The following is a 21,351-nucleotide window of genomic DNA, read 5'->3' as shown; positions in this document are numbered from 1 at the left end:
GGGTGGGCACCGGGCCGGGCAGGCCGCGGAACCTGCCGGCCGGCCGCCCGGCGCGGCCGCCCTGGGCGGGGTCAGCCCGCCCGGTGGACCACCGCGTCGCAGAGCTCCATCAGAGCGGCCTTCGCGTCGCACTCACGCAACGGCGCCAGCGCGGCGCGCGCGTCCTTGGCGTACCGCACCGTGTCCCGGCGGGCCTGCTCCAGCGCCGGGTGGGCCCGGAGCGCCGTGAGGGCCTCGTCGAGCCGGGCGTCGTCGCTCAGGTCGGAGTCCAGCAGCTCGCACAGGGCGATGTCCTCGGGCAGCGCCAGCCGCGCCGCCCGCTCCCGCAGCCGCAGCACCGGCAGCGTGGGAACGCCCTCGCGCAGATCCGTGCCGGGGGTCTTGCCCGACTCGCGCGAGTCGGACGCGATGTCCAAAACGTCGTCCGCCAGCTGGAACGCGACGCCCAGCCGCTCGCCGTACTGCGTCAGGACGTCGACGACCGTCTCGTCGGCGCCCGACATCATCGCCCCGAACCGGCAGGCCACGGCCACCAGCGAGCCCGTCTTGCCACCGAGCACGTCGAGATAGTGCTCGACCGGATCCCGTCCGTCCGTGGGGCCGGCCGTCTCCAGGATCTGGCCGGTGACCAGCCGCTCGAACGCCTCCGCCTGCACCCGCACCGCCTCCGGACCGAGGTCGGCCAGGATGTGGGAGGCACGGGCGAAGAGGAAGTCACCCGTGAGGACGGCGACGGAGTTCCCCCAGCGGGCGTTCGCGCTGGGCACCCCGCGCCGCACGGCGGCCTCGTCCATCACGTCGTCGTGGTACAGGGTGGCCAGGTGGGTCAGCTCCACCACCACGGCCGACGGCACGACGCCCGGCGCGTACTTGTCCCCGAACTGCGACGCGAGCACCACGAGCAGCGGCCGGAACCGCTTCCCGCCCGCCCGCACGAGGTGCTGGGCGGCCTCCGTGATGAAGGGGACCTCACTCTTGGTGGCCTCGAGCAAGCCTTCCTCGACAGCCGCCAATCCGGCCTGGACATCGGCTTCCAGAGCCTGGTCCCGCACGCTCAGCCCGAACGGCCCGACGACGGTCACGAGGGGTCTCCTGTCTGCTGGTGTCTACTGGCGATTACGCGGTTTGTCGATAGGTCGCTGCCCTCACTCAAGTCAGCGTATCCGGTCACGTTTCGATCACCGATAGCCCCCACGTCCCCCGGCTCGAATGGACTCGCCCGAGAGGCGTCTCCATCAGGTCGGGCGGTACCGGATTCCACCCGCTAAGTTCCTGATCAGCTCATATGGTCGGACATCCTTCGGATTACCCGGGGGTAGCGTTTCATGCCCCCGGCTCTCCCGCCGCAGGCCCCGCCCTCCCGACCGCAGGCCCCGCGCCTCCGGCCCCGCGCCCCCCGGCCGCAGGCCCCGCACCCCCGGCGGAGGCCGACGCCGGAACGGGCGGTCCGCGCCACCCGGCATCCCACGCCGACGTCGCCCCCAGGCGCGCCCTCCGTCACGAGCGGACCCGACACGCCGAGGCATCCCGCCACCCGGCTACTCAGCCACCCGGCCGCCCGACCCCCCGAACCCCCGAACCCCCCGATCACTCCGCGCCGGATCACCCCGCACCCCGCACCCCGCACCCCGCACCCCGCGCCCGACACCCCCGCACCCGACACCCGACACCCGGCGTGACGACCATCACTCACGTCATCTCGGGACCGGCCCCTCGGGCGGCGGGGTGAGCGCATCGAGGCCGCGCACGACGCCCACCGGACGGCCGGCGCGAGGCGACGGCGCGGACGGCAGCCCACCCACGCTCCTTTGGCTATGAGTTGGGCTTAATGCCCGTTTCGCCGCTCTTGTGATCGCAGGTGAGTTGACTCACTCCGCCGGACCGACCGCCGTCGACCGGTTCTTCACCGATCCTCCGCATCCCTCAAGCAAGTTGACGCTTTGCACCCACAAAGGATCAAGCGCCCCATAGGTCACAGACCAAGGTCAATAGGGGTCATCTGTGAATTCGGTACTTGTTCCGGACATGTGCTCTCGCATACGTTCCCGGCCTGTCGGGCGGACGCCTAATCCTGCCGCCGCCCATGACACCCACCGAGAACGCACGGCAGGAGCGGGGGAACCAGGTAAGTCGCCGCAACGGATGTCCTTTACGTCCCGGATTTTCACGGACGTCTCGGACAGCCCGTCACGGCTCGGGGTGAAGTCGCGACCGTCAGGACGCGACCGGGCAGCTCCCCGCCCGAACCCGACAGCTCACCTCGCAGGCGCTGGAGAGGAAATTCGTCATGCCCGCTGCAGTTCACCGCCGCACCCGCACCGCCCGCCTCGCCCGCAAGCTCGCCGTCGCCGGCACCGGAGTCGCCGTGCTGGCGCTTCCGCTGATCGGCGCCACCAGCGCCTCCGCCGCGACCCCGACCGTCGCCACCGCCACCAGCCTGGGGTACTCCAACAACCTCGACGGGTGGATCCGCGCCTCGCTCCACGTCATGGCGCAGCACGGCATCCCGGGGACGTACAACGGCATCTACCGCAACGTCATCCGCGAGTCCTCCGGCAACCCCTACGCCATCAACCTCTGGGACTCCAACGCGGCCGCGGGCATCCCGTCCAAGGGGCTGCTGCAGGTCATCGACCCCACCTTCCGCGCCTACCACGTCGACGGCACGTCCTGGGACTCGTACGACCCGGTAGCGAACATCACCGCCGCCTGCAACTACGCGGCCGACCGCTACGGCTCCATCGACAACGTGTTCAGCGCGTACTGACAGCCGGCCCGCGCGTAGCGCTCGTCGCGTGCAGAGCGCGCCGAGCGTGCAGAGCGCGCCGAGCGTGCAGAGCGTGCAGAGCGCGCCGAGCGTGCAGAGCCGGGCTCACGGAAACAGTCTTTCGAGGACGACGGCCACGCCGTCGTCCTCGTTCGACGTCGTGACCTCGTCGGCCACCGCCTTGAGCTCCGGGTGCGCGTTGGCCATCGCGACGCCGCGCGCCGCCCAGTCGAACATCGGGATGTCGTTGGGCATGTCCCCGAAGGCGACGGTGTCCTCGGGCCGCAGGCCCAGGTGCTCGGCCGCCAGCGCCAGTCCCGTCGCCTTGGTGATCCCGCAGGGCTGGAGCTCCACCGTGCCCGGTCCCGACATGGTGACGGTGGCGAGCGAACCGACCACCGAGCGGGCCGTCGCCGCCAACTCGTCGTCGGACAGGAAGGGGTGGCGCAGGAGCACCTTGCTGATCGGCTCGCACCACAGGTCGTCGCGTCGGCCGACACGCAGGGCGGGCAGCGTGGGGTGCGGCATGCGGTAGCCCGGCTCGATGAGCGTCAGCCCGTCGACGCCGTCCTGGTCGACCGCCGCGTACAGCTGTCCGACCTCCGCCTCGATCTTGCCGAGCGCGGTCTCGGCCAACTCCCGGTCCAGGGTGACGGACCACAGCAGACGGTCCGCGCCGGCGTCGTACAACTGCGCGCCCTGTCCGCACACCGCGAGCCCCCTGCTGTGCAGGCGGTCGAGCAGCGGCCGCACGCGGGGCGCGGGACGTCCCGTCACCACCAGGTGGCGTGCGCCGGCGGCCGCCACCCGCGCGAGCGCGTCGAGCGACCGGTCGGAGAAGGTGTCGTCGCCGCGGAGCAGCGTTCCGTCCAGGTCGGTGGCGATGAGGGAGTACGCGGTGCGCTCGGCAGATGCGATGGGTGCGGCCATGATCAGAGAATACGGATCCCGTACCCCCGGGGTTCGACGCGAACCGAACAGCGCCCGGGTCCTGGCCGGTTCTGCCAACTCCCCTTCGGCGGCTGACTGCCGGTGGTTGACGACTGACTCGAGGGAAGCGGCTTTCTGACACATCGCCGGATGGGGAGCAGCTGACGTGGTCCGCGCCGGCCGCCCCACCGACGAGCCGCCGGGAGCGGTCGCGCACAGCGCGTCCCGCCTGGGACCCGCCGGGAGCGGTCGCGCGCACAGCGCGTCCGCACGGGACCCCCTCCGCGACCCCCTCCACGGCCCCTCCACGGCCCGCCCCCGTGTCGCTTCCCCGAGGTCGGACGTAACGTGTGGCCCGGCTCGGCACGCCCGCGCCACATCCGTTCGGCGTCCGGCGAGCACACCTGGCGAGCACCACAGAGCGCACGAAAGAGAGGCAGTACCCGATGCCCCCCTTCGACCTTGCCGAGGGCGATCCCTTCGGTCCGCACAACCTGCCCTACGGCGTCTTCTCGCTGCCGGGCTCCGACGAGCGGACCGTCGGCGTCCGGCTCGGCGACCACGTCCTCGACGCGGGCGCGGCGGCCCGTGCGCTCGGCTCGCCCCACGCCGGGCTGCTCGCGGCGCCGACCCTCAACCCGCTGCTGGCGGCGGGCCGTACGGTCTGGACGCAGGTGCGTCGCGAGTTGACGGAGTGGGTGACGAGCCCGTCGCACCGGGCCACCGTCGAGCCGCTCTTCCGGCCCCTCTCCGCGGTGACGCTGCACCTCCCCTTCGAGGTCGCCGACTATGTCGACTTCTACTCCTCCGAGCACCACGCCCGGAACGTCGGCGCGATCTTCCGCCCGGACACGGCCGACACCCTGCTGCCCAACTGGAAGCATCTGCCGATCGGTTACCACGGACGGTCCGGCACCGTCGTCGTCTCCGGCACGGACGTGGTGCGGCCCTCGGGGCAGCGCAAGGCGCCCGCCGACCCGGCACCCGTCTTCGGCCCGTCCGTCCGGCTCGACATCGAGGCCGAGGTCGGTTTCGTGGTCGGCGTGCCCTCGCCGCAGGGCAGCACGGTCGCGATGGGCGACTTCCGGGAGCATGTGTTCGGCCTGTGCCTGCTCAACGACTGGTCGGCCCGTGACCTCCAGGCGTGGGAATACGTCCCCCTCGGGCCGTTCCTCGCCAAGTCGTTCGCCACGTCGGTCTCGGCATGGATCACCCCGCTGGAGGCGCTGGACGACGCGCGCGTGGCTCCCCCGGCGCGCACCCACGCCCTCCTCCCCTACCTGGACGACGCGGCCGCCGAGCCCGCCGGCTACGACCTGCGGATCTCCGTCGCGCTCAACGGCCACACGGTCTCCGAGCCGCCCTTCGCCACCATGTACTGGACGGCCGCCCAGCAACTCGCGCACCTCACCGTCAACGGCGCCTCCCTGCGCACCGGCGACCTGTACGGCTCGGGCACGGTGAGCGGCCCGGAGCCGGACCAGCGCGGTTCCCTGCTGGAGCTGACCTGGAACGGCCGCGACCCGCTGGAACTCCCGGACGGCAAGAGGACGTTCCTGGAGGACGGCGATGTGGTGACCCTCTCGGCCTGGGCTCCCGGCCCCGACGGCGTGCCGGTGGGCCTGGGCGAGGTGAGCGGGCGAGTGATCCCGGAGTGAGGCACCCCGACGAGTGATCGCGGGGAGCGCGCACAGGGGCTGAATCGGAGCGTCGTCGTGGGCTGACTCCCGGAGTAACCGCCGTCATACTGGCGACGGGCACGGTCCTCGGGCCGAGCCCGCCGCCCGTGGCGGAACCGCGCGCCCGCGGGCGGGCGGTACGGCCCGCGCGCGACCGGCACGCCCCTTCCCGACCAGGATCCGGAGCCCGTGGCATGACTCTCTGCCTGCTCCTGCTGAGCGTCGTCGCCCTGACGGCCGCTGTGCCGGTCCCGCGTGCGCTCACCCGGTCCGCCTGGCCCGAGCGGGAGCCGGTGGTGGGGCTGTGGGTGTGGCAGTGCCTGGTCGCCACGGTCCTGCTGTGCTGCCTGACCGCCCTGGTGCTGGGCGCCGCGGCCGTCTTCCACACCGTCCGCGCGCGGGTCTTCGCGCCCGCGCCGCCCTCGGTCACGGAGGCTTACGACCTGTCCGCCGCCCCGTTGTGGTCGGCGGCGCTGACCCTGCTGCTGGCCTGCGGAGCCGCCTGGACCACCGCGATGCTGGGCCGCGAGCTGTTCGAGGCGCGCCGCCGTCGCAGCCGGGCCAGGGCGCTGCTGCGCGAACGCGCCCCCGACCTGCCCGCCGGCCTGCCGTCGGCCCGCGGCCCCCTCCTCGTCCTGGAGGACGAGTACCCCGACGCCTGGTGGATGCCCGGAAGCCCGGCCCAGTTGATCGTCACGACCGGCGCCCTGCACCGCCTCACCTCCCATCAGCTGGACGCCGTCCTCACCCATGAGCGCGGCCACGCCCGCGCGCACCACGACTGGCTGCTCCATCTGTCCACCGCCCTGGCCACCGGCTTCCCGCGCGTCCCGCTCTTCGCCCACTTCTGCGACCAGACCCACCGCCTGGTCGAACTCGCCGCCGACGACACGGCGTCGCGCCGCTGCGGTCACCTGACGACGGCGCTGGCCCTCATCGAGCTGAACCAGCACCGGGGCGTGCTGTCCTGCGCCTCCAGCCGCCGTCTGCTCGGAGAGCGCGTCGACCGCCTCCTCCAGCCGCCCCCGCGCCTGCTGCGCAGACAGCGTGCGCTGACGACCACGGTGGCCGCGCTGGTGCCCCTGCTGCCCCTGCTGATCACGTTCGTCCCCGGCCTGGCCGCACTGTCCTGAGCTGGCAGATCTTGCTCGACGATCACGCGTTTTAGCAGGTCAGCGCGTTATCTGACGTCATCGTAGGTGGCGCAACACTCTAGCAACACTGCTTTCCCTACCTTCTGGCTATGGTTCGAACCATGCCATCCAGCGACCGCATCCGAGAGCACGCCGGTCAGGGCGCGACCACCGTCGCCGCCCACCGTGCGCGCCGTCGGCTGCGCGCTGACCAGGCCCGTCAGCTCGCCGACATCCTGCGCCGCCAGCTGCTCACCGGCGGCTTCCCGGCGGGCACGCTCCCCCACGAGTCGTCGCTCGCCGACGACTACCGCGCGTCCCGCAACACCGTCCGGCAGGCACTCGACCTGCTGCGCGCGGAGGGGCTGGTGGAGCGTCTGCCCGGCGTCGGCACGGTCGTCGTGGCGCAGAAGTACCCGCACGGTCTGGACCGCCTGATGGGCCTCGCCGAGACCCTGCACGAGCACGGGCACGTGACCAACGAGGTCCGCACCATGGGCCCCGTCGCCGCGCCCGCCCCGGTCGCCGACCGCCTCCAAGTCCAGGCCGGCGCCGACGTCCTCTACATCGAACGTCTGCGCCGCCTGGGCGGCGTCCCCCTCTCCCTCGACCTCACGTACATCCCGCTCGACGTCGGCGCCGACCTGCTCGGCGCCGACCTGGAGAACACCGACGTCTTCCGGCTCCTGGAGGCCCTCACCGGGCAGCGTCTCGGTCACGCCGAGATCACCCTGGAGGCCGTGAACGCGGACGCCCATTCCGCCGCCGTCCTGGAGGCGCCGCGCGGCGCGGCCCTCCTGATGCTCGAACGCCTCACCCACCTGGCCGACGGCCGCCCGGTGGACCTGGAGTTCATCCGCTTCCGCGGGGACCGCATCTCGATGGGCGGTCTGCTCCACCGCTCGCTCTGATCCCTTTCCCGGGACTTCTCTGGAGACAGCCATGACCCTGGCGCCCCAGCGGGCCGACGTGCCCGTGACCATCGACGAGTCGAAGTGCATCGACGGCTGCACCCTGTGCGTGGACATGTGCCCGCTGGACTCCCTCGCCATCGACGAGAGCAACGGCAAGGCCTACATGCACGTCGACGAGTGCTGGTACTGCGGCCCGTGCGCGGCCCGCTGTCCCACCGGAGCCGTCACGGTCAACATGCCCTACCTGCTCCGGTGAAAGGCCCGAACCCCGATGAAACCCCGAACAGCCGCCGTGTCCGCCGCCCTCCTGCTGTTTCCTCTCGCCGGATGCGGCAGCGCCCAGGCCGGTAGCGGCTCCACGGTCACCGTCACCGTCGGCTACCAGTCCAAGACCATCAACACGGTCACGGCAGGCACCCTCCTGCGGTCCCTCGGCTACTTCGAGAAACAGCTGAACACCCTCGGCGACGGCAGGACCTACAAGGTGGACTGGCAGGACTACGCCACCGGCGCCCCCATCACCGCCCAGATGACCGCGGGAAAGATCGACATCGGCTCGATGGGCGACTTCCCCCTCCTCATCAACGCGGCCCGCGGCAGACAGCTCGGCAAGCCCACCCACCTGGTGTCGGTCACCGGCTACAACCTGCGCGGCGGCCTCAACACCATCGTCACCGCGCCCGACTCCAAGCTCGCCTCGCTCGACGACCTCAAGGGCCGGAAGGTCTCCACGAGCGTGGGCTCCGCCGCCGACGGCACCCTGGTCCGCGCCCTGCAGCGGGCCGGCATCGACCCCGACAAGGGCATCGAGAAGCTCAACCAGCAGCCCGCCGTCGGCGCGTCGGCGCTCTCCGCGGGCAGCGCCGACGCCCTCTCGCAGTTCGTCGCCTGGCCCGGCCTGCTCGCCTACCAGGGCAAGGCGAAGGCCCTCTACGACGGCGCCCAGCTCGACCTGCCCACCTTCCACGGCGTCACCGCCCGCGAGGACTTCACGAAGAAGCGCCCGGCCGTGCTGGAGGCGTTCCTGAAGGCCCAGGCGCAGGCCACGGCCTACCTGGACGAGCACCCCGTGGCGGCCGCCGAGAGCGTCGCGAAGGCCACGGGCCTGCCCGCCGAGGTCGTCTACCTCTACAACGGCGCGCACGGCATCTCCACCTTCGACCCGGCCGTCAAGCCCCGGCTCGTGTCCGCGCTCAAGGAGGACGTGTCGATCCTGAAGGCGGCGAAGCTGACCGGAGACGTCGACGTGGACTCCTTCGTCGACGACCGGTACGTGAAGAAGGCGCTCGGCCCGTCCTACGCCCGCGAGCTCGCCGCCGCGCCGGCGCCCGCCGCGAGCGAGGTGTGGCCCAAGGGCGCCGCCCGGACCCGTTCCTTCCCGACGCCGGCCGCGCTGCTGGCCTACGTCGCCCTGCACAAGGACGGCATCCGCGCCGCGTACGTCCCCGACGCCACCACCGGCACCCTGTGGTTCGCCGACAAGGCCGTCTGGGTCGCCGACGGCACGACGCTCCTGCCGTTCGTCGCCCCGGCGACCGCGCAGGCCTACGTCGACGCCCACGGCGGCTCCCGGATCGTCGCATACGCCGACGCCCTGGGGCGGGCGTCGTGACCCGCTATGCGCTGCGAGCGGCGTCGGTTGCGGCCGCCCTCGGCCTGTGGCAGCTGCTGACCAGCCTGAACATCGACCTGTGGCTGCGTTTCTCGCAGTTCCCCACGGTCGCGGATGTGGCCCGCACCTTCGCCGACCGCCTGGCCGGCGACGACTACTGGACCGACCTCACCGACAGCCTCACCCGCATCCTGACCGGCTTCCTCCTCGCCGCCGTCGCGGGCATCGCCACGGGCGTGCTCGTGGCGCGCTCGCGGCTCGCCGAGGACCTGCTCGGGCCGATCCTCGAAGTCGTCCGCCCCATCCCCGCGATCGCCCTGGTGCCCGTCGCGATCCTGCTCTTCCCCTCCAACGAACAGGGCATCGTCTTCATCACCTTCACCGCCGCCTTCTTCCCCGTCATGGTCTCCACTCGGCACGCCGTCCGCGCCCTGGCCCCCGGCTGGGAGGAGGCGGTGCGCACCATGGGCGGCGGCCGGTGGCGGATCCTCGGCTCGGTCGTGCTGCCGGGGGCGCTGCCCGGCATCTTCGGAGGTCTCTCGGTCGGCCTGGGCGTCTCGTGGATCTGTGTGATCTCCGCCGAGATGATCTCCGGTCAGTACGGCGTCGGCTACCGCACCTGGCAGGACTACACGGTCATCGACTACCCGGGCGTGTTCGTCGGCATGGTCACGATCGGCGTGCTCGGCTGGGCGACCTCCACGGCCGTGGAACTCCTCGGCCGACGTCTGACCCGCTGGCTGCCCCGCACGTCGTACGTCCCCTCCGGCCGGCCCCGGACGCCACGACCGGAGCCGACCGCACCGGGGCCGACCGCACCGGAGCCGACCTACCCGGCGCCGGCTGCCCCCGCCGCCGTCCCCACCGGAACCGACCCCGAGGAGGCCCGCGATGAGCACCTCGTCTGAGACCCGCGAGACTCGCGAGACCCCCGGGACCTCCAGCGGCACAGCCGTCGGACCGACCACCGGCCGGGCCACGGACCAGACCACGGGCCACGCGGGCCATGCGGGCCATGCCAAGGGCCGAGACGCCGGGGCCCCCGTGCGCGGCACCCGGCTCACCCTGCGGGCGGCCACCCTCGGCCGCCCCGACGCCGCCGCCCTGGCCGACGTCGACCTCGACGTCCCGCCCGGCGAGATCCTCACCGTCGTCGGCCCCTCGGGCTGCGGCAAGTCGACGCTGCTGCGCACCCTGGCCGGGCTGCTGCCGGCGCTGACGGGCGCCGTGGAGCAGGACGGCCGGCCGATCGGCGGCCCTGCCGCGGACCGTGCGCTCGTCTTCCAGGAGGACGCCCTCCTTCCCTGGCGCACCCTGCTCGCCAACGTCGAACTCCCCCTCGCCATCCAGGGCACGCCGCGCGCGGACCGCAGGAAGCTGGCCGCCGACTGGCTCGAACGAGTCGGACTCGCCGACCGCGCACGGCAGTTGCCGCACCGCGTCTCCGGAGGGCAGCGCCAGCGCGCGCAACTGGCCCGGGCCCTCGCCGCGGGTCCGCGCGCCGTCCTCATGGACGAACCGTTCGGCGCCCTCGACGCCCAGACCCGCGCCGGCATGCAGGACCTGCTGGTGGAGGTGCTGCGCGGCACCGGAGCGACCGTCGTCTTCGTCACCCACGACGTGGACGAGGCCCTGTTCCTCGGCGACCGCGTGGCGCTCCTCGGCGCGGGCAGCCTCGTCGCCGTACGGGACGTGCCGCGCCCACGCGAGCGCGCCGCCCACGACGACCCCGCGCGCGTGGCCCTGCGGCATGCCGTCCTGACCTCGCTGAACACCTGAAAGGCACCCCGGTGGACACCCCTGTGCAGATCCCCGCGCTCGACGACGCCGAGGAGCTGACCTGCGACGTCCTCGTCATCGGCGGCGGCACCGCCGGCACCATGGCAGCCCTGACCGCAGCCGAGCGCGGCGCCGGCGTGCTGCTCCTGGAGAAGGCCCACGTGCGCCACTCCGGCGCGCTCGCAATGGGCATGGACGGCGTCAACAACGCGGTCGTCCCCGGCCGCGCCGAGCCCGACGACTACGTCGCCGAGATCACCCGCGCCAACGACGGCATCGTCGACCAGGCCACCGTCCGCCAGACCGCCACCCGCGGCTTCGCCATGGTGCAGCGGCTGGAGTCCTACGGCGTGAAGTTCGAGAAGGACGAGCACGGCGACTACGCGGTCCGCCAGGTCCACCGCTCCGGCTCCTACGTGCTGCCCATGCCGGAGGGCAAGGACGTCAAGAAGGTCCTGTACCGGCAGCTGCGGCGGCGCGAGATGCGGGAGCGGATCCGCATCGAGAACCGGGTGATGCCGGTGCGCGTGCTGACCTCCCCCGAGGACGGGCGCGCCATCGGCGCGGTCGGCTTCAACACCCGCACCGGGCGGTTCGTCACCGTCCGCGCGGGCGGGGTCGTCCTCGCGACCGGCGCCTGCGGCCGCCTCGGGCTGCCCGCCTCCGGCTACCTGTACGGCACGTACGAGAACCCCACCAACGCGGGCGACGGCTACGCCATGGCCTACCACGCGGGCGCCGAGCTGACCGGCATCGAGTGCTTCCAGATCAACCCGCTGATCAAGGACTACAACGGCCCCGCCTGCGCCTATGTCGCCAACCCCTTCGGCGGCTACCAGGTCAACCGGCACGGCGAACGCTTCGTCGACTCCGACTACTGGTCGGGGCAGATGATGGCCGAGTTCGCGGCGGAGGTCGCGAGCGACCGCGGCCCCGTCTACCTGAAGCTGAGCCATCTGCCCGAGGAGTCGCTCAGCGCCCTGGAGTCGATCCTGCACTCCACCGAACGGCCGACCCGGGGTACCTTCCACGCCGGTCGCGGCCACGACTACCGCACCCACGACATCGAGATGCACATCTCGGAGATCGGCCTGTGCGGCGGCCACTCGGCCTCGGGCGTACGGGTGGACGAACACGCCCGCACGACCGTCCCCCGCCTGTACGCGGCCGGTGACCTGGCCTGCGTCCCGCACAACTACATGATCGGCGCGTTCGTCTTCGGCGACCTCGCGGGCGCGGACGCGGCCCGGTACACGGCGTACGACGGTGAGCTGCCCGCCGACCAGCTGCGCGAGGCGCACGAGCTGATATACCGCCCGCTGCGCAACCCCGACGGCCCACCGCAGCCCCAGGTCGAGTACAAGCTGCGCCGCTTCGTGAACGACTACGTGGCCCCGCCGAAGTCGGGCGCGCGGCTGTCGTTGGCCCTGGAGTCGTTCGAGCGGATGCGGGACGACATCGCCGAGATGGGCGCCCGCACCCCGCACGAGCTGATGCGCTGCGCCGAGGTCACCTTCATCCGCGACTGCGCGGAGATGGCCGCGCGCGCCTCCCTGGCCCGCACCGAGTCCCGCTGGGGCCTCTATCACGACCGTCTCGACCATCCCCGTCGCGACGACGACTCCTGGTTCCACCACCTCGATCTGCACAAGTCCCCCTCCGGTGCTATGGAGTTCACGGCCAGACCCGTGGCTCCCTATCTGGTTCCGGTCGCCGGGTTCAGCCCCGTCGGCGGCCCCTCACGGCATATCGGCGAGGTCCATCCCGAGGACGTGGCCACGGCCGGGTCACGGGACATGGCGCCCGTGGCCGCCGGCGCCGAAGCCCTCTCCGGCGCTGCTGCCTCGGGGGCGGGCGGCGCCTCGGCGGCTTCGGCGTCCGGGCCCGGCCCCGAGCCGTCGTCTTCCCTCCCGTCCTCCACCCTCCGGTCCTCCTCCCGCCTCCTGGAACTCGTGGCCCTCGCCGAAGAGGAGCCCGAACTCGACGCGCTGCTCTCCTACTTGACCGATCCGACGCCCGCCGTCCGGCGTGAAGCGGTCGCCGTCCTCACCGAGACGGTGCCGTCGGGCACCGGCCCGGCGCTCGCTGCCGCGCTGCGCGACCCCGCCGCCGAGGTGCGGGCCGCCGCCGCGGCCTCGCTGCGGGAACTCGTCGAGACCCTGCCGCCCGAACCCGCCCTGCGTGACGGGCTGGCCGCCGCGCTGGCCGAGGCCGATCCCGTGGTCCGCGCCGCGGCCCTGGACGTGCTGCGCGCCCTGCGTCTCGGCGACGCCGTCCTGTTCGCCGGCGCCCTCACCGACGCCGACATCGCCGTCCGCATCGAGGCCGTCCGCGCCCTGGTCTCCGTCGACGCCGCCGACGAACTGGCCCGGGCGGCCACCGTCGACCCGTCCCGCGAGGTCCGCGTCACGATCGCCAAGTCCCTGGCCACGGTGGCCGTCGGCCGGCTGAACACCACTCCGGACGACGGCCCGAACAGCACTCCGAACAGCACTCCGGACGGCACCCCGGACGGCGGTCCGAACACCACTCCGGGCGACGGCCTGTCGACCGGCTCCGCCCAGGGTCCCGACCGTGCTTCCGCCACCGAGGCCGCAGCCGACGCGGGTCACGCTCCCGCCATCGGGGCCGAGGCCGCAGCCGACGCCGACGCAGGCCGCGCTCCCGCGCCCGACCCCGTGCACACGGCTCTGGCCGCTCTCGTGGACGATCCGGACGCTCTCGTGCGGGCCGCCGCCTACGGGGCGTTGGGCGCCACCGGCTGCCCCGAGCCGCTCGCAGCCCGGGCGGTGACCGCGCTGTCCGACCCGGCCTGGCAGGTGCGGGCCGGCGCCGCCACCGCGCTGTCCGTGGCCCACCCCGACACGGCCGTCCCCGTCCTGGCCAAGGCGCTGGCCGACCCGAACGCCGACGTCCGCAAGGCCTCCGTCCTGGCCCTGACCCGTCACCGTGACGGGGCAGCCGCCCGGGCGGCCCTCGCCACGGCGACGACGGACACCGACGCGGACGTCAGGGCCTACGCGACGCGGGCCCTGTGAGACCGGTCGGCTATATCCAGTCCTCCGGCTCCGGCTCCGCGTCCATCTCGGGCCAGTGGTCGGGATCGTCCGGCTCCGTGCGGGAGCGGGCGTCGGCTTCGCGGCCGGCGCCCGCGGCGGGGACCGCTGCGGCCGTCTCCGGTGTGCCGCCCAGCGAGGCCAGGACCGCGATGACGCCCTCCCCGTACGTCACCAGCTTCTTCTCGCCGACGCCGCTGATGCCGCCGAGCTGCTCCACCGACGTCGGCCACACCGTGGCGATCTCCCGCAGCGTCGCGTCGTGGAAGATGACGTACGCAGGAACGCCCTGCTCACGGGCCTGCTCGGCGCGCCAGGCGCGCAGCGCCTCGAACGCGGGCAGCAACGACTCGGGCAGCTCGGCCACGACGGCCTTGCCCTTGCCGCGGCCGGACGAGGAGGAGCCCGACGCCTTGGACGTCACCGGCTTCTTCGGCTCCTTGCGCAGCGGGACGTCCCGCTCCCGGCGCAGCACGGCTCCGCTGGCCTCCGTCAGCACCAGGGTGCCGTACTCCCCCTCGACCGCGAGCAGCCCCTGGGCCAGCAGCTGCCGTACGACTCCCCGCCACTCGCCCTCGGTGAGGTCCTCGCCGATGCCGAACACCGACAGCTGGTCGTGGTCGAACTGGATCACCTTCGCGGAGCGCTTGCCCATCAGGATGTCGACGATCTGCACCGCGCCGAACTTCTGACCGCGTTCGCGTTGCAGCCGCACGATGGTCGACAGCACCTTCTGGGCCGCGACGGTGCCGTCCCAGGTCTCGGGCGGGGTGAGGCAGGTGTCGCAGTTGCCGCAGCCCGCGGCGTCCGGTTCCTGGCCGAAGTAGGCGAGGAGCTGTCCGCGGCGGCACTCGACGGTCTCGCACAGCGCGAGCATCGACTCCAGGTGGGCGCCGGCCCGGCGGCGGAAGGCCTCGTCGCCCTCTCCGGTCTGGATCAGCTTGCGCTGCTGGATGACGTCGTTGAGGCCGTAGGCCATCCATGCCGTGGAGGGCAGGCCGTCGCGTCCGCCACGCCCCGTCTCCTGGTAGTAGCCCTCGATCGACTTGGGCAGGTCGAGGTGGGCGACGAACCGGACGTCCGGCTTGTCGATGCCCATGCCGAACGCGATGGTCGCGCAGACGACCAGGCCCTCCTCCCGGAGGAACCGGGACTGGTGCGCCGCGCGGGTGCCCGCGTCCAGACCCGCGTGGTACGGCACGGCCTCGATCCCGTTGCGGGAGAGGAAGTCGGCCGTCTTGTCCACGGAGTTGCGTGAGAGGCAGTACACGATGCCCGCGTCGCCCGCGTGCTCCTCGCGCAGAAAGCTCAGAAGCTGCTTCTTGGGGTCGGCCTTCGGCACGATCCGGTACTGGATGTTGGGCCGGTCGAAGCTCGCCACGAAGTGCCGGGCCGCCGGCATGTTCAGCCGCTGGGTGATCTCCTGGTGCGTGGCGCGGGTGGCCGTCGCGGTGAGCGCGATCCGCGGGACGTCCGGCCAGCGCTCGCCGAGGAGGGAGAGGGCCAGGTAGTCGGGGCGGAAGTCGTGGCCCCACTGGGACACGCAGTGCGCCTCGTCGATCGCGAACACCGCGATCTTGCCCCGGGAGAGGAGGTCGAGGGTGGACTGCAGCCGAAGTCGCTCCGGCGCCAGATACAGCAGGTCCAGCTCTCCCGCGAGGAACTCGGCCTCGACCACGCGCCGCTCGTCGAAGTCCTGCGTGGAGTTCATGAATCCGGCGTTGACGCCGAGCGCCCGCAGCGCGTCCACCTGGTCCTGCATCAGCGCGATCAGCGGGGAGACGACGATGCCCGTGCCGGGTCTGACCAGGGCGGGGATCTGGTAGCACAGCGACTTTCCGCCGCCGGTGGGCATGAGGACGACCGCGTCCCCGCCGGCCACCACGTGCTCGATGACCGCTTCCTGCTCGCCGCGGAAGGCGTCGTATCCGAAGACCCGGTGCAGCGTGGCCAGTGCCTCGCTGTCGGTCCGCTCCGGTGTCCCGGTGATACCTGTCATCTCGCTGATCCCGCCCGTCCCGCCCATCGACTGGTCCCCCGTACGTCGTCCCTCGACCACTGCCTCCACGATAGGGGTCCGGACTGACAGCGTCGGAGTTATCCACAGGCTCTTTCCGGTGACGCTGCGTGGCGGTCCGGGAAACCGGGCGCCGCGCCGGAGCCGGTGGACGCCGGTGGGCCCGGGCGGGCGTCGACGCGGACGGGCCCGGCTCCCTCTCGGGGAACCGGGCCCACCGTGCGAACCCGCCGCAGGTCAGCGGCGCCGCGACTCAGCGCACGAACACCCCTGCCTGGTTCGCCAGGTCCAGGAAGTACTGCGGCGCCACGCCGAGCACCAGCGTGACCGCCACTCCCACGGCGATCGCCGTCACCGTCAGCATCGACGGAACGGCGACGGTCGGGCCGTCGGGCCTCGGCTCGCTGAAGAACATCAGCACGATCACCCGGATGTAGAAGAAGGCGGCGATCGCCGAGGAGATCACGCCGACCACGACCAGCGGGGCCGCGCCGCCCTCCGCCGCCGCCTTGAAGACGGCGAACTTCCCCGCGAACCCGGAGGTCAGCGGAATGCCCGCGAAGGCCAGCAGGAACACCGCGAACACGGCCGCCACCAGGGGCGACCTGCGCCCGAGCCCCGCCCACTTGGACAGGTGCGTCGCCTCGCCGCCGGCGTCGCGCACGAGGGTGACCACGGCGAACGCGCCGATCGTCACGAACGAGTACGCGGCGAGGTAGAAGAGGACCGACGAGACGCCGTCCGGGGTGGTCGCGATCACGCCCGCGAGGATGAATCCGGCGTGCGCGATGGACGAGTACGCCAGCAGCCGCTTGATGTCGGTCTGCGTGATCGCGACGATCGCGCCGCCCAGCATCGTGATGATCGCGACACCCCACATGACCGGCCGCCAGTCCCAGCGCAGCCCGGGCAGGACCACGTAGAGCAGGCGCAGCAGCGCGCCGAAGGCGGCCACCTTGGTCGCCGCGGCCATGAAGCCGGTGACCGGGGTGGGCGCGCCCTGGTAGACGTCGGGGGTCCACATGTGGAACGGCACCGCGCCCACCTTGAACAGCAGGCCCATGACGATCATCGCGGCGCCGACGAGGAGCAGCGCGTCGTTGCCCATGGTGTCGGCGAGCGCCGGGTTCACGTTCTGGAGGGTGCCGTCGACGACCTGCGCGATGGTCCCGTACGACACGGAGCCCGCGTAGCCGTACAGCAGCGCGATGCCGAAGAGGGTGAACGCGGAGGCGAACGCGCCGAGCAGGAAGTACTTGACCGCGGCCTCCTGCGACATGAGCCGCTTGCGGCGGGCCAGCGCGCACAGGAGGTACAGGGGCAGCGAGAAGACTTCCAGGGCGATGAAGAGAGTCAGCAGGTCGTTGGCCGACGGGAAGACCAGCATCCCCGCGACCGCGAACAGCAGCAGCGGGAAGACCTCGGTCGTCGTGAAGCCGGCCTTGACCGCGGCCTGTTCGCTCTCGCTGCCGGGCACGGAGGCCGCCTGGGCGGCGAAGGAGTCGACCCGGGCGCCGTGCGCTTCGGGGTCGAGCCGCCGTTCGGCGAACGTGAACAGGCCGACCAGGGCGGCCAGCAGCATCGTGCCCTGGAGGAAGAGGGCCGGTCCGTCGACCGCGATCGCGCCCATGGCCGCGATGCGCGCCTTCGTGGTGCCGTAGCCGTGCGTCGCCAGCAGGACCACGGCGACGAAAGCGACGATCAACGCGACTGCGGACAGGATGAGTTGGGCGTAGTAGCGGTACTTGCGCGGCACGAACGCCTCGACGAGCACCCCGGCGATCGCCGCGCCCACGACGATCAGGGTGGGCGACAATTGCCCGTATTCGATCTTCGGCGTGTCGATCTTCGAGATCGGGTCGGCCGCAGTTGCCGCCGTTGTCCACAGGCTGTGGACGGCTGATGCGCTCACTTGGCCGCCTCCACCTCGGGCTTGGGGTCCTTCTTGTGTACGTCGGACAGCGTCTGCTTGACCGCCGGGTTCACGATGTCGGTGACGGGCTTCGGGTAGACGCCCAGGAAGATCAACAGCACGATCAGCGGGGTGACGACCACGAGCTCCCGCGCGCGCAGGTCCGGCATCGCGGAGACCTCGGGCTTCACCGGGCCGGTCATCGTGCGCTGGTAGAGCACGAGCGTGTAGAGCGCGGCGAGCACGATGCCGAAGGTGGCGACGATGCCGACCGCCGGGTAGCGCGCGAACGTGCCGACCAGGACGAGGAACTCGCTCACGAAGGGCGCGAGCCCCGGCAGCGACAGCGTCGCCAGGCCGCCGATCAGGAACGTGCCGGCGAGCACGGGAGCGACCTTCTGCACCCCTCCGTAGTCGGCGATGAGCCGCGACCCGCGCCGCGAGATCAGGAACCCGGCGACCAGCATCAGGGCGGCCGTCGAGATGCCGTGGTTGACCATGTACAGCGTCGCGCCCGACTGGCCCTGGCTGGTCATCGCGAAGATGCCCAGGATGATGAACCCGAAGTGCGAGATCGACGCGTACGCCACCAGCCGCTTGATGTCCCGCTGCCCCACGGCCAGCAGCGCCCCGTAGACGATGCTGATCACCGCGAGGACGAGGATGACGGGCGTCGCCCACTTGCTGGCCTCCGGGAAGAGCTGGAGGCAGAAGCGGAGCATCGCGAAGGTGCCCACCTTGTCGACGACCGCCGTGATGAGGACGGCGACCGGGGTGGTGGCCTCGCCCATGGCGTTGGGCAGCCAGGTGTGCAGGGGCCACAGCGGGGCCTTCACCGCGAAGGCGAAGAAGAACCCGAGGAACAGCCAGCGTTCCGTGCCCGTCGCCATGTGGAGCGTGCCGTCGGCGCGGGCCTGGGCGATCTCCGTGAGCGAGAAGTTCCCCGCGACCACGTACAGGCCGATCACCGCGGCCAGCATGATCAGACCGCCGACCAGGTTGTACAGGAGGAACTTCACGGCCGCGTACGACCGTTGCGTGGACGCCGCCTCCTCGCCGTGCTCGTGGGCCCGGTCCCCGAAGCCGCCGATGAGGAAGTACATCGGGATGAGCATGGCTTCGAAGAAGATGTAGAAGAGGAAGACGTCGGTGGCCTCGAAGGAGAGGATCACCATCGCCTCGACGGCCAGGATCAGGGCGAAGAAGCCCTGCGTCGGCCGCCAGCGCTTGCTGCCCGTCTCCAGCGGGTCGGCGTCGTTCCAGCCCGCGAGGATGACGAACGGGATCAGCAGCGCGGTCAGCGCGAGGAGCGCGACCCCGATGCCGTCCACGCCCAGCTCGTACCTGACCCCGAAGTCCTTGATCCAGGAGTGGGATTCGGTGAGCTGGTAGCGGCCGCCGCCCGGGTCGAAGCGGATCAGGACGACGATGGCCAGGGCGAGCGTCGCGAGGGAGAACAGCAGGGCCAGTGGCTTGGCGGCGTTGCGCCGGGCGGCCGGGACGGCGGCCGTGGCGACCGCCCCGATCGCGGGGAGCGCCGCCGTCGCTGTCAGCAGAGGAAAGGACATCGGTATCAGACCGCCCTCATCAGCAGGGTCGCGGCGACGAGGAGTGCCGCACCGCCGAACATCGAGACCGCGTACGACCGCGCGAAGCCGTTCTGCAGTCGGCGCAGCCGCCCGGAGAGGCCGCCGACCGAGGCCGCCGTGCCGTTGACGACGCCGTCGACCAGGGTGTGGTCGACGTAGACCAGGGAGCGCGTGAGGTGCTCGCCGCCGCGCACCAGGACGACGTGGTTGAAGTCGTCCTGAAGCAGGTCCCGCCGGGCGGCCCGGGTGAGCAGCGACCCGCGCGGGGCGACGGCCGGAACGGGACGCCGGCCGTACTGGGCGTAGGCGATGCCGACGCCGATGACCAGGCAGACCATGGTCGCTCCCGTGACCGTCAGGGCGCTGACCGGCGAGTCGCCCTCGCTGTGCCCGGTGACGGGCTCCAGCCAGTGCAGGAAGCGGTCGCCGATGCTGAAGAACCCGCCGGCGAAGACCGACCCGAACGCCAGCACGATCATCGGGATCGTCATGACCTTGGGCGACTCGTGCGGGTGCGGCTCCGCGTGCTCACCGTGGTGCTCGGCGGCGGGCTCCGCGCTCGGCGCCTCGGGGGAGCGGGTGGGCTGGTTCTTCCAGCGCTCCTCGCCGAAGAACGTCATCAGCATCACGCGCGTCATGTAGTACGCGGTGATGGCCGCGCCGAGCAGGGCGCACGCGCCGAGGATCCAGCCCTCGGTGCCGCCCTTGGCGAACGCCGCCTCGATGATCTTGTCCTTGGAGAAGAAGCCGGACAGTCCCGGGAAGCCGATGATGGCGAGGTAGCCCAGGCCGAAGGTGACGAAGGTGACCGGCATGTACCTGCGCAGGCCGCCGTACTTGCGCATGTCGACCTCGTCGTTCATGCCGTGCATGACGGAACCGGCGCCGAGGAACAGCCCGGCCTTGAAGAAGCCGTGCGTCACCAGGTGCATGATCGCGAAGACGTAGCCGATCGGGCCGAGGCCCGCGGCCAGCACCATGTAGCCGATCTGCGACATGGTCGAGCCGGCCAGCGCCTTCTTGATGTCGTCCTTCGCGCAACCGACGATCGCACCGAACAGGAGCGTGACCGCGCCGACGACGGTGACGACCAGCTGCGCGTCGGGAGCCCCGTTGAAGATCGCGGCGGACCGGACGATCAGGTACACGCCCGCGGTCACCATCGTGGCGGCGTGGATGAGGGCCGAGACCGGCGTCGGGCCCTCCATGGCGTCCCCGAGCCAGGACTGCAGCGGCACCTGGGCGGACTTGCCGCAGGCGGCGAGCAGCAGCATCAGCGCGATGGCCGTGAGCTTGCCCTCGGAGGCGTCACCGGCGATGCCGGAATGTCCCTCCGCCCCGAGCAGCGGGCCGAAGGCGAACGTGCCGAAGGTGGTGAACATCAGCATGATGGCGACGGACAGGCCCATGTCGCCGACGCGGTTGACCAGGAAGGCCTTCTTCGCGGCGGTGGCGGCGCTGGGCTTGTGCTGCCAGAAGCCGATGAGCAGGTAGGACGCGAGACCCACGCCCTCCCAGCCGACGTACAGCAGGAGGTAGTTGTCGGCGAGGACGAGCAGCAGCATCGCCGCGAGGAACAGGTTCAGGTAGCCGAAGAAGCGGCGGCGCCGCTCGTCGTGCTCCATGTACCCGACCGAGTACAGGTGGATCAGCGAGCCGACGCCCGTGATCAGCAGCACGAACGTCATCGACAACTGGTCGAGGCGGAAGCCGACGTCCGCCTGGAAGCCCTCGACCGGGATCCAGCTGAACAGGTGCTGTGTCAGCGTCCGGTCTTCGGCGCTCCTGCCCAGCAGGTCGCTGAACAGGACGAGACCGAGCACGAAGGACACGGTCGACAGGAGCGTGCCGATCCACTGGCCGACGGCGTCGAGCCGACGGCCGCCGACCAGCAGGACGGCCGCTCCGAGCAGAGGCGCCGCGATCAGCAGCGCAATCAGGTTCTCCACGTTTCTTCCGACCC

At 71.9% G+C, this 21,351-nt stretch carries 15 protein-coding genes and 1 riboswitch; of the genes, 9 read left to right on the top strand and 6 right to left on the bottom strand.

Annotation, left to right across the window (positions count from 1 at the left end):
• Positions 1-71: 71 nt before the first annotated feature.
• Positions 72-1,082 (bottom strand): polyprenyl synthetase family protein, encoded by a 1,011-nt coding sequence (locus Sri02f_RS36990; protein ID WP_109005687.1) that lies wholly within the window; start codon positions 1,080-1,082, stop codon positions 72-74.
• Positions 1,083-2,081: 999 nt separating this feature from the next.
• Positions 2,082-2,284: riboswitch (cyclic di-AMP (ydaO/yuaA leader) on the top strand.
• A gap of 3 nt (positions 2,285-2,287) precedes the next feature.
• Between Sri02f_RS36990 and Sri02f_RS36980 the strand changes: the two genes are divergently transcribed.
• A complete protein-coding gene (locus Sri02f_RS36980; RefSeq protein WP_109005685.1) occupies positions 2,288-2,767 on the top strand; it encodes a transglycosylase SLT domain-containing protein in 480 nt (159 codons plus the stop codon).
• A 105-nt stretch (positions 2,768-2,872) separates the two neighbouring features.
• On the opposite strand, the gene Sri02f_RS36975 is transcribed toward Sri02f_RS36980, so the two are convergent.
• On the bottom strand, positions 2,873-3,697 hold the full coding sequence (locus Sri02f_RS36975; protein ID WP_109005684.1) for an HAD family hydrolase: 825 nt from the start codon (positions 3,695-3,697) through the stop codon (positions 2,873-2,875).
• A gap of 446 nt (positions 3,698-4,143) precedes the next feature.
• Here Sri02f_RS36975 and fahA point away from each other — a divergent pair, with 446 nt between their 5' ends.
• The 8 genes from fahA (at position 4,144) to Sri02f_RS36935 (ending at position 13,852) form a co-directional block, all read left to right on the top strand.
• Entirely contained in the window at positions 4,144-5,355 is a 1,212-nt protein-coding gene (gene fahA, locus Sri02f_RS36970; protein WP_109005683.1) for a fumarylacetoacetase, read from the top strand.
• Positions 5,356-5,570: 215 nt separating this feature from the next.
• Positions 5,571-6,509 (top strand): M56 family metallopeptidase, encoded by a 939-nt coding sequence (locus tag Sri02f_RS36965; RefSeq protein ID WP_109005682.1) that lies wholly within the window; start codon positions 5,571-5,573, stop codon positions 6,507-6,509.
• Between the two features lie 122 nt (positions 6,510-6,631).
• Entirely contained in the window at positions 6,632-7,420 is a 789-nt protein-coding gene (locus tag Sri02f_RS36960; protein ID WP_109005681.1) for a GntR family transcriptional regulator, read from the top strand.
• A gap of 31 nt (positions 7,421-7,451) precedes the next feature.
• Positions 7,452-7,679 carry a 4Fe-4S dicluster domain-containing protein gene (locus Sri02f_RS36955; protein ID WP_020130156.1) on the top strand — a complete coding sequence of 76 codons (228 nt, stop codon included), beginning with the start codon at positions 7,452-7,454 and terminating at the stop codon, positions 7,677-7,679.
• Positions 7,680-7,694: 15 nt separating this feature from the next.
• Positions 7,695-9,035, top strand: a complete 1,341-nt coding sequence (locus Sri02f_RS36950; protein WP_109005680.1) for an ABC transporter substrate-binding protein — start codon at positions 7,695-7,697, stop codon at positions 9,033-9,035.
• Positions 9,032-9,943, top strand: a complete 912-nt coding sequence (locus Sri02f_RS36945; protein WP_109005679.1) for an ABC transporter permease — start codon at positions 9,032-9,034, stop codon at positions 9,941-9,943. The genes Sri02f_RS36950 and Sri02f_RS36945 overlap by 4 nt, the downstream gene beginning before the upstream one ends.
• Entirely contained in the window at positions 9,927-10,814 is an 888-nt protein-coding gene (locus tag Sri02f_RS36940) for an ABC transporter ATP-binding protein (RefSeq protein WP_245970958.1), read from the top strand. The genes Sri02f_RS36945 and Sri02f_RS36940 overlap by 17 nt, the downstream gene beginning before the upstream one ends.
• Before the next feature lie 11 nt (positions 10,815-10,825).
• Positions 10,826-13,852 carry a fumarate reductase/succinate dehydrogenase flavoprotein subunit gene (locus Sri02f_RS36935; protein ID WP_176589893.1) on the top strand — a complete coding sequence of 1,009 codons (3,027 nt, stop codon included), beginning with the start codon at positions 10,826-10,828 and terminating at the stop codon, positions 13,850-13,852.
• 10 nt (positions 13,853-13,862) lie between these two features.
• Here Sri02f_RS36935 and recQ read toward each other — a convergent pair whose 3' ends face one another.
• The 4 genes from recQ to nuoL form a co-directional block, all read right to left on the bottom strand.
• Positions 13,863-15,896, bottom strand: coding sequence for a DNA helicase RecQ (gene recQ / locus Sri02f_RS36930; protein WP_109005677.1), 2,034 nt, complete (start codon positions 15,894-15,896; stop codon positions 13,863-13,865).
• A gap of 244 nt (positions 15,897-16,140) precedes the next feature.
• A complete protein-coding gene (gene nuoN / locus Sri02f_RS36925; protein WP_109005676.1) occupies positions 16,141-17,799 on the bottom strand; it encodes an NADH-quinone oxidoreductase subunit NuoN in 1,659 nt (552 codons plus the stop codon).
• Complete coding sequence (locus tag Sri02f_RS36920) at positions 17,796-19,367, bottom strand: NADH-quinone oxidoreductase subunit M (RefSeq protein WP_109005675.1); 1,572 nt, start codon at positions 19,365-19,367, stop codon at positions 17,796-17,798. Before Sri02f_RS36920 ends, nuoN begins: the two co-directional genes overlap by 4 nt.
• 5 nt (positions 19,368-19,372) lie before the next feature.
• Positions 19,373-21,337 carry an NADH-quinone oxidoreductase subunit L gene (gene nuoL / locus Sri02f_RS36915; protein WP_109005674.1) on the bottom strand — a complete coding sequence of 655 codons (1,965 nt, stop codon included), beginning with the start codon at positions 21,335-21,337 and terminating at the stop codon, positions 19,373-19,375.
• Positions 21,338-21,351: the final 14 nt, after the last annotated feature.

The organism is Streptomyces rishiriensis (assembly GCF_003112535.1).
Taxonomy (GTDB): Bacteria; Actinomycetota; Actinomycetes; order Streptomycetales; family Streptomycetaceae; genus Streptomyces; species Streptomyces rishiriensis.
The sequence above is the reverse complement of the archived record's forward strand: the minus strand, read 5'-3'. Positions and strand labels throughout refer to the sequence as shown.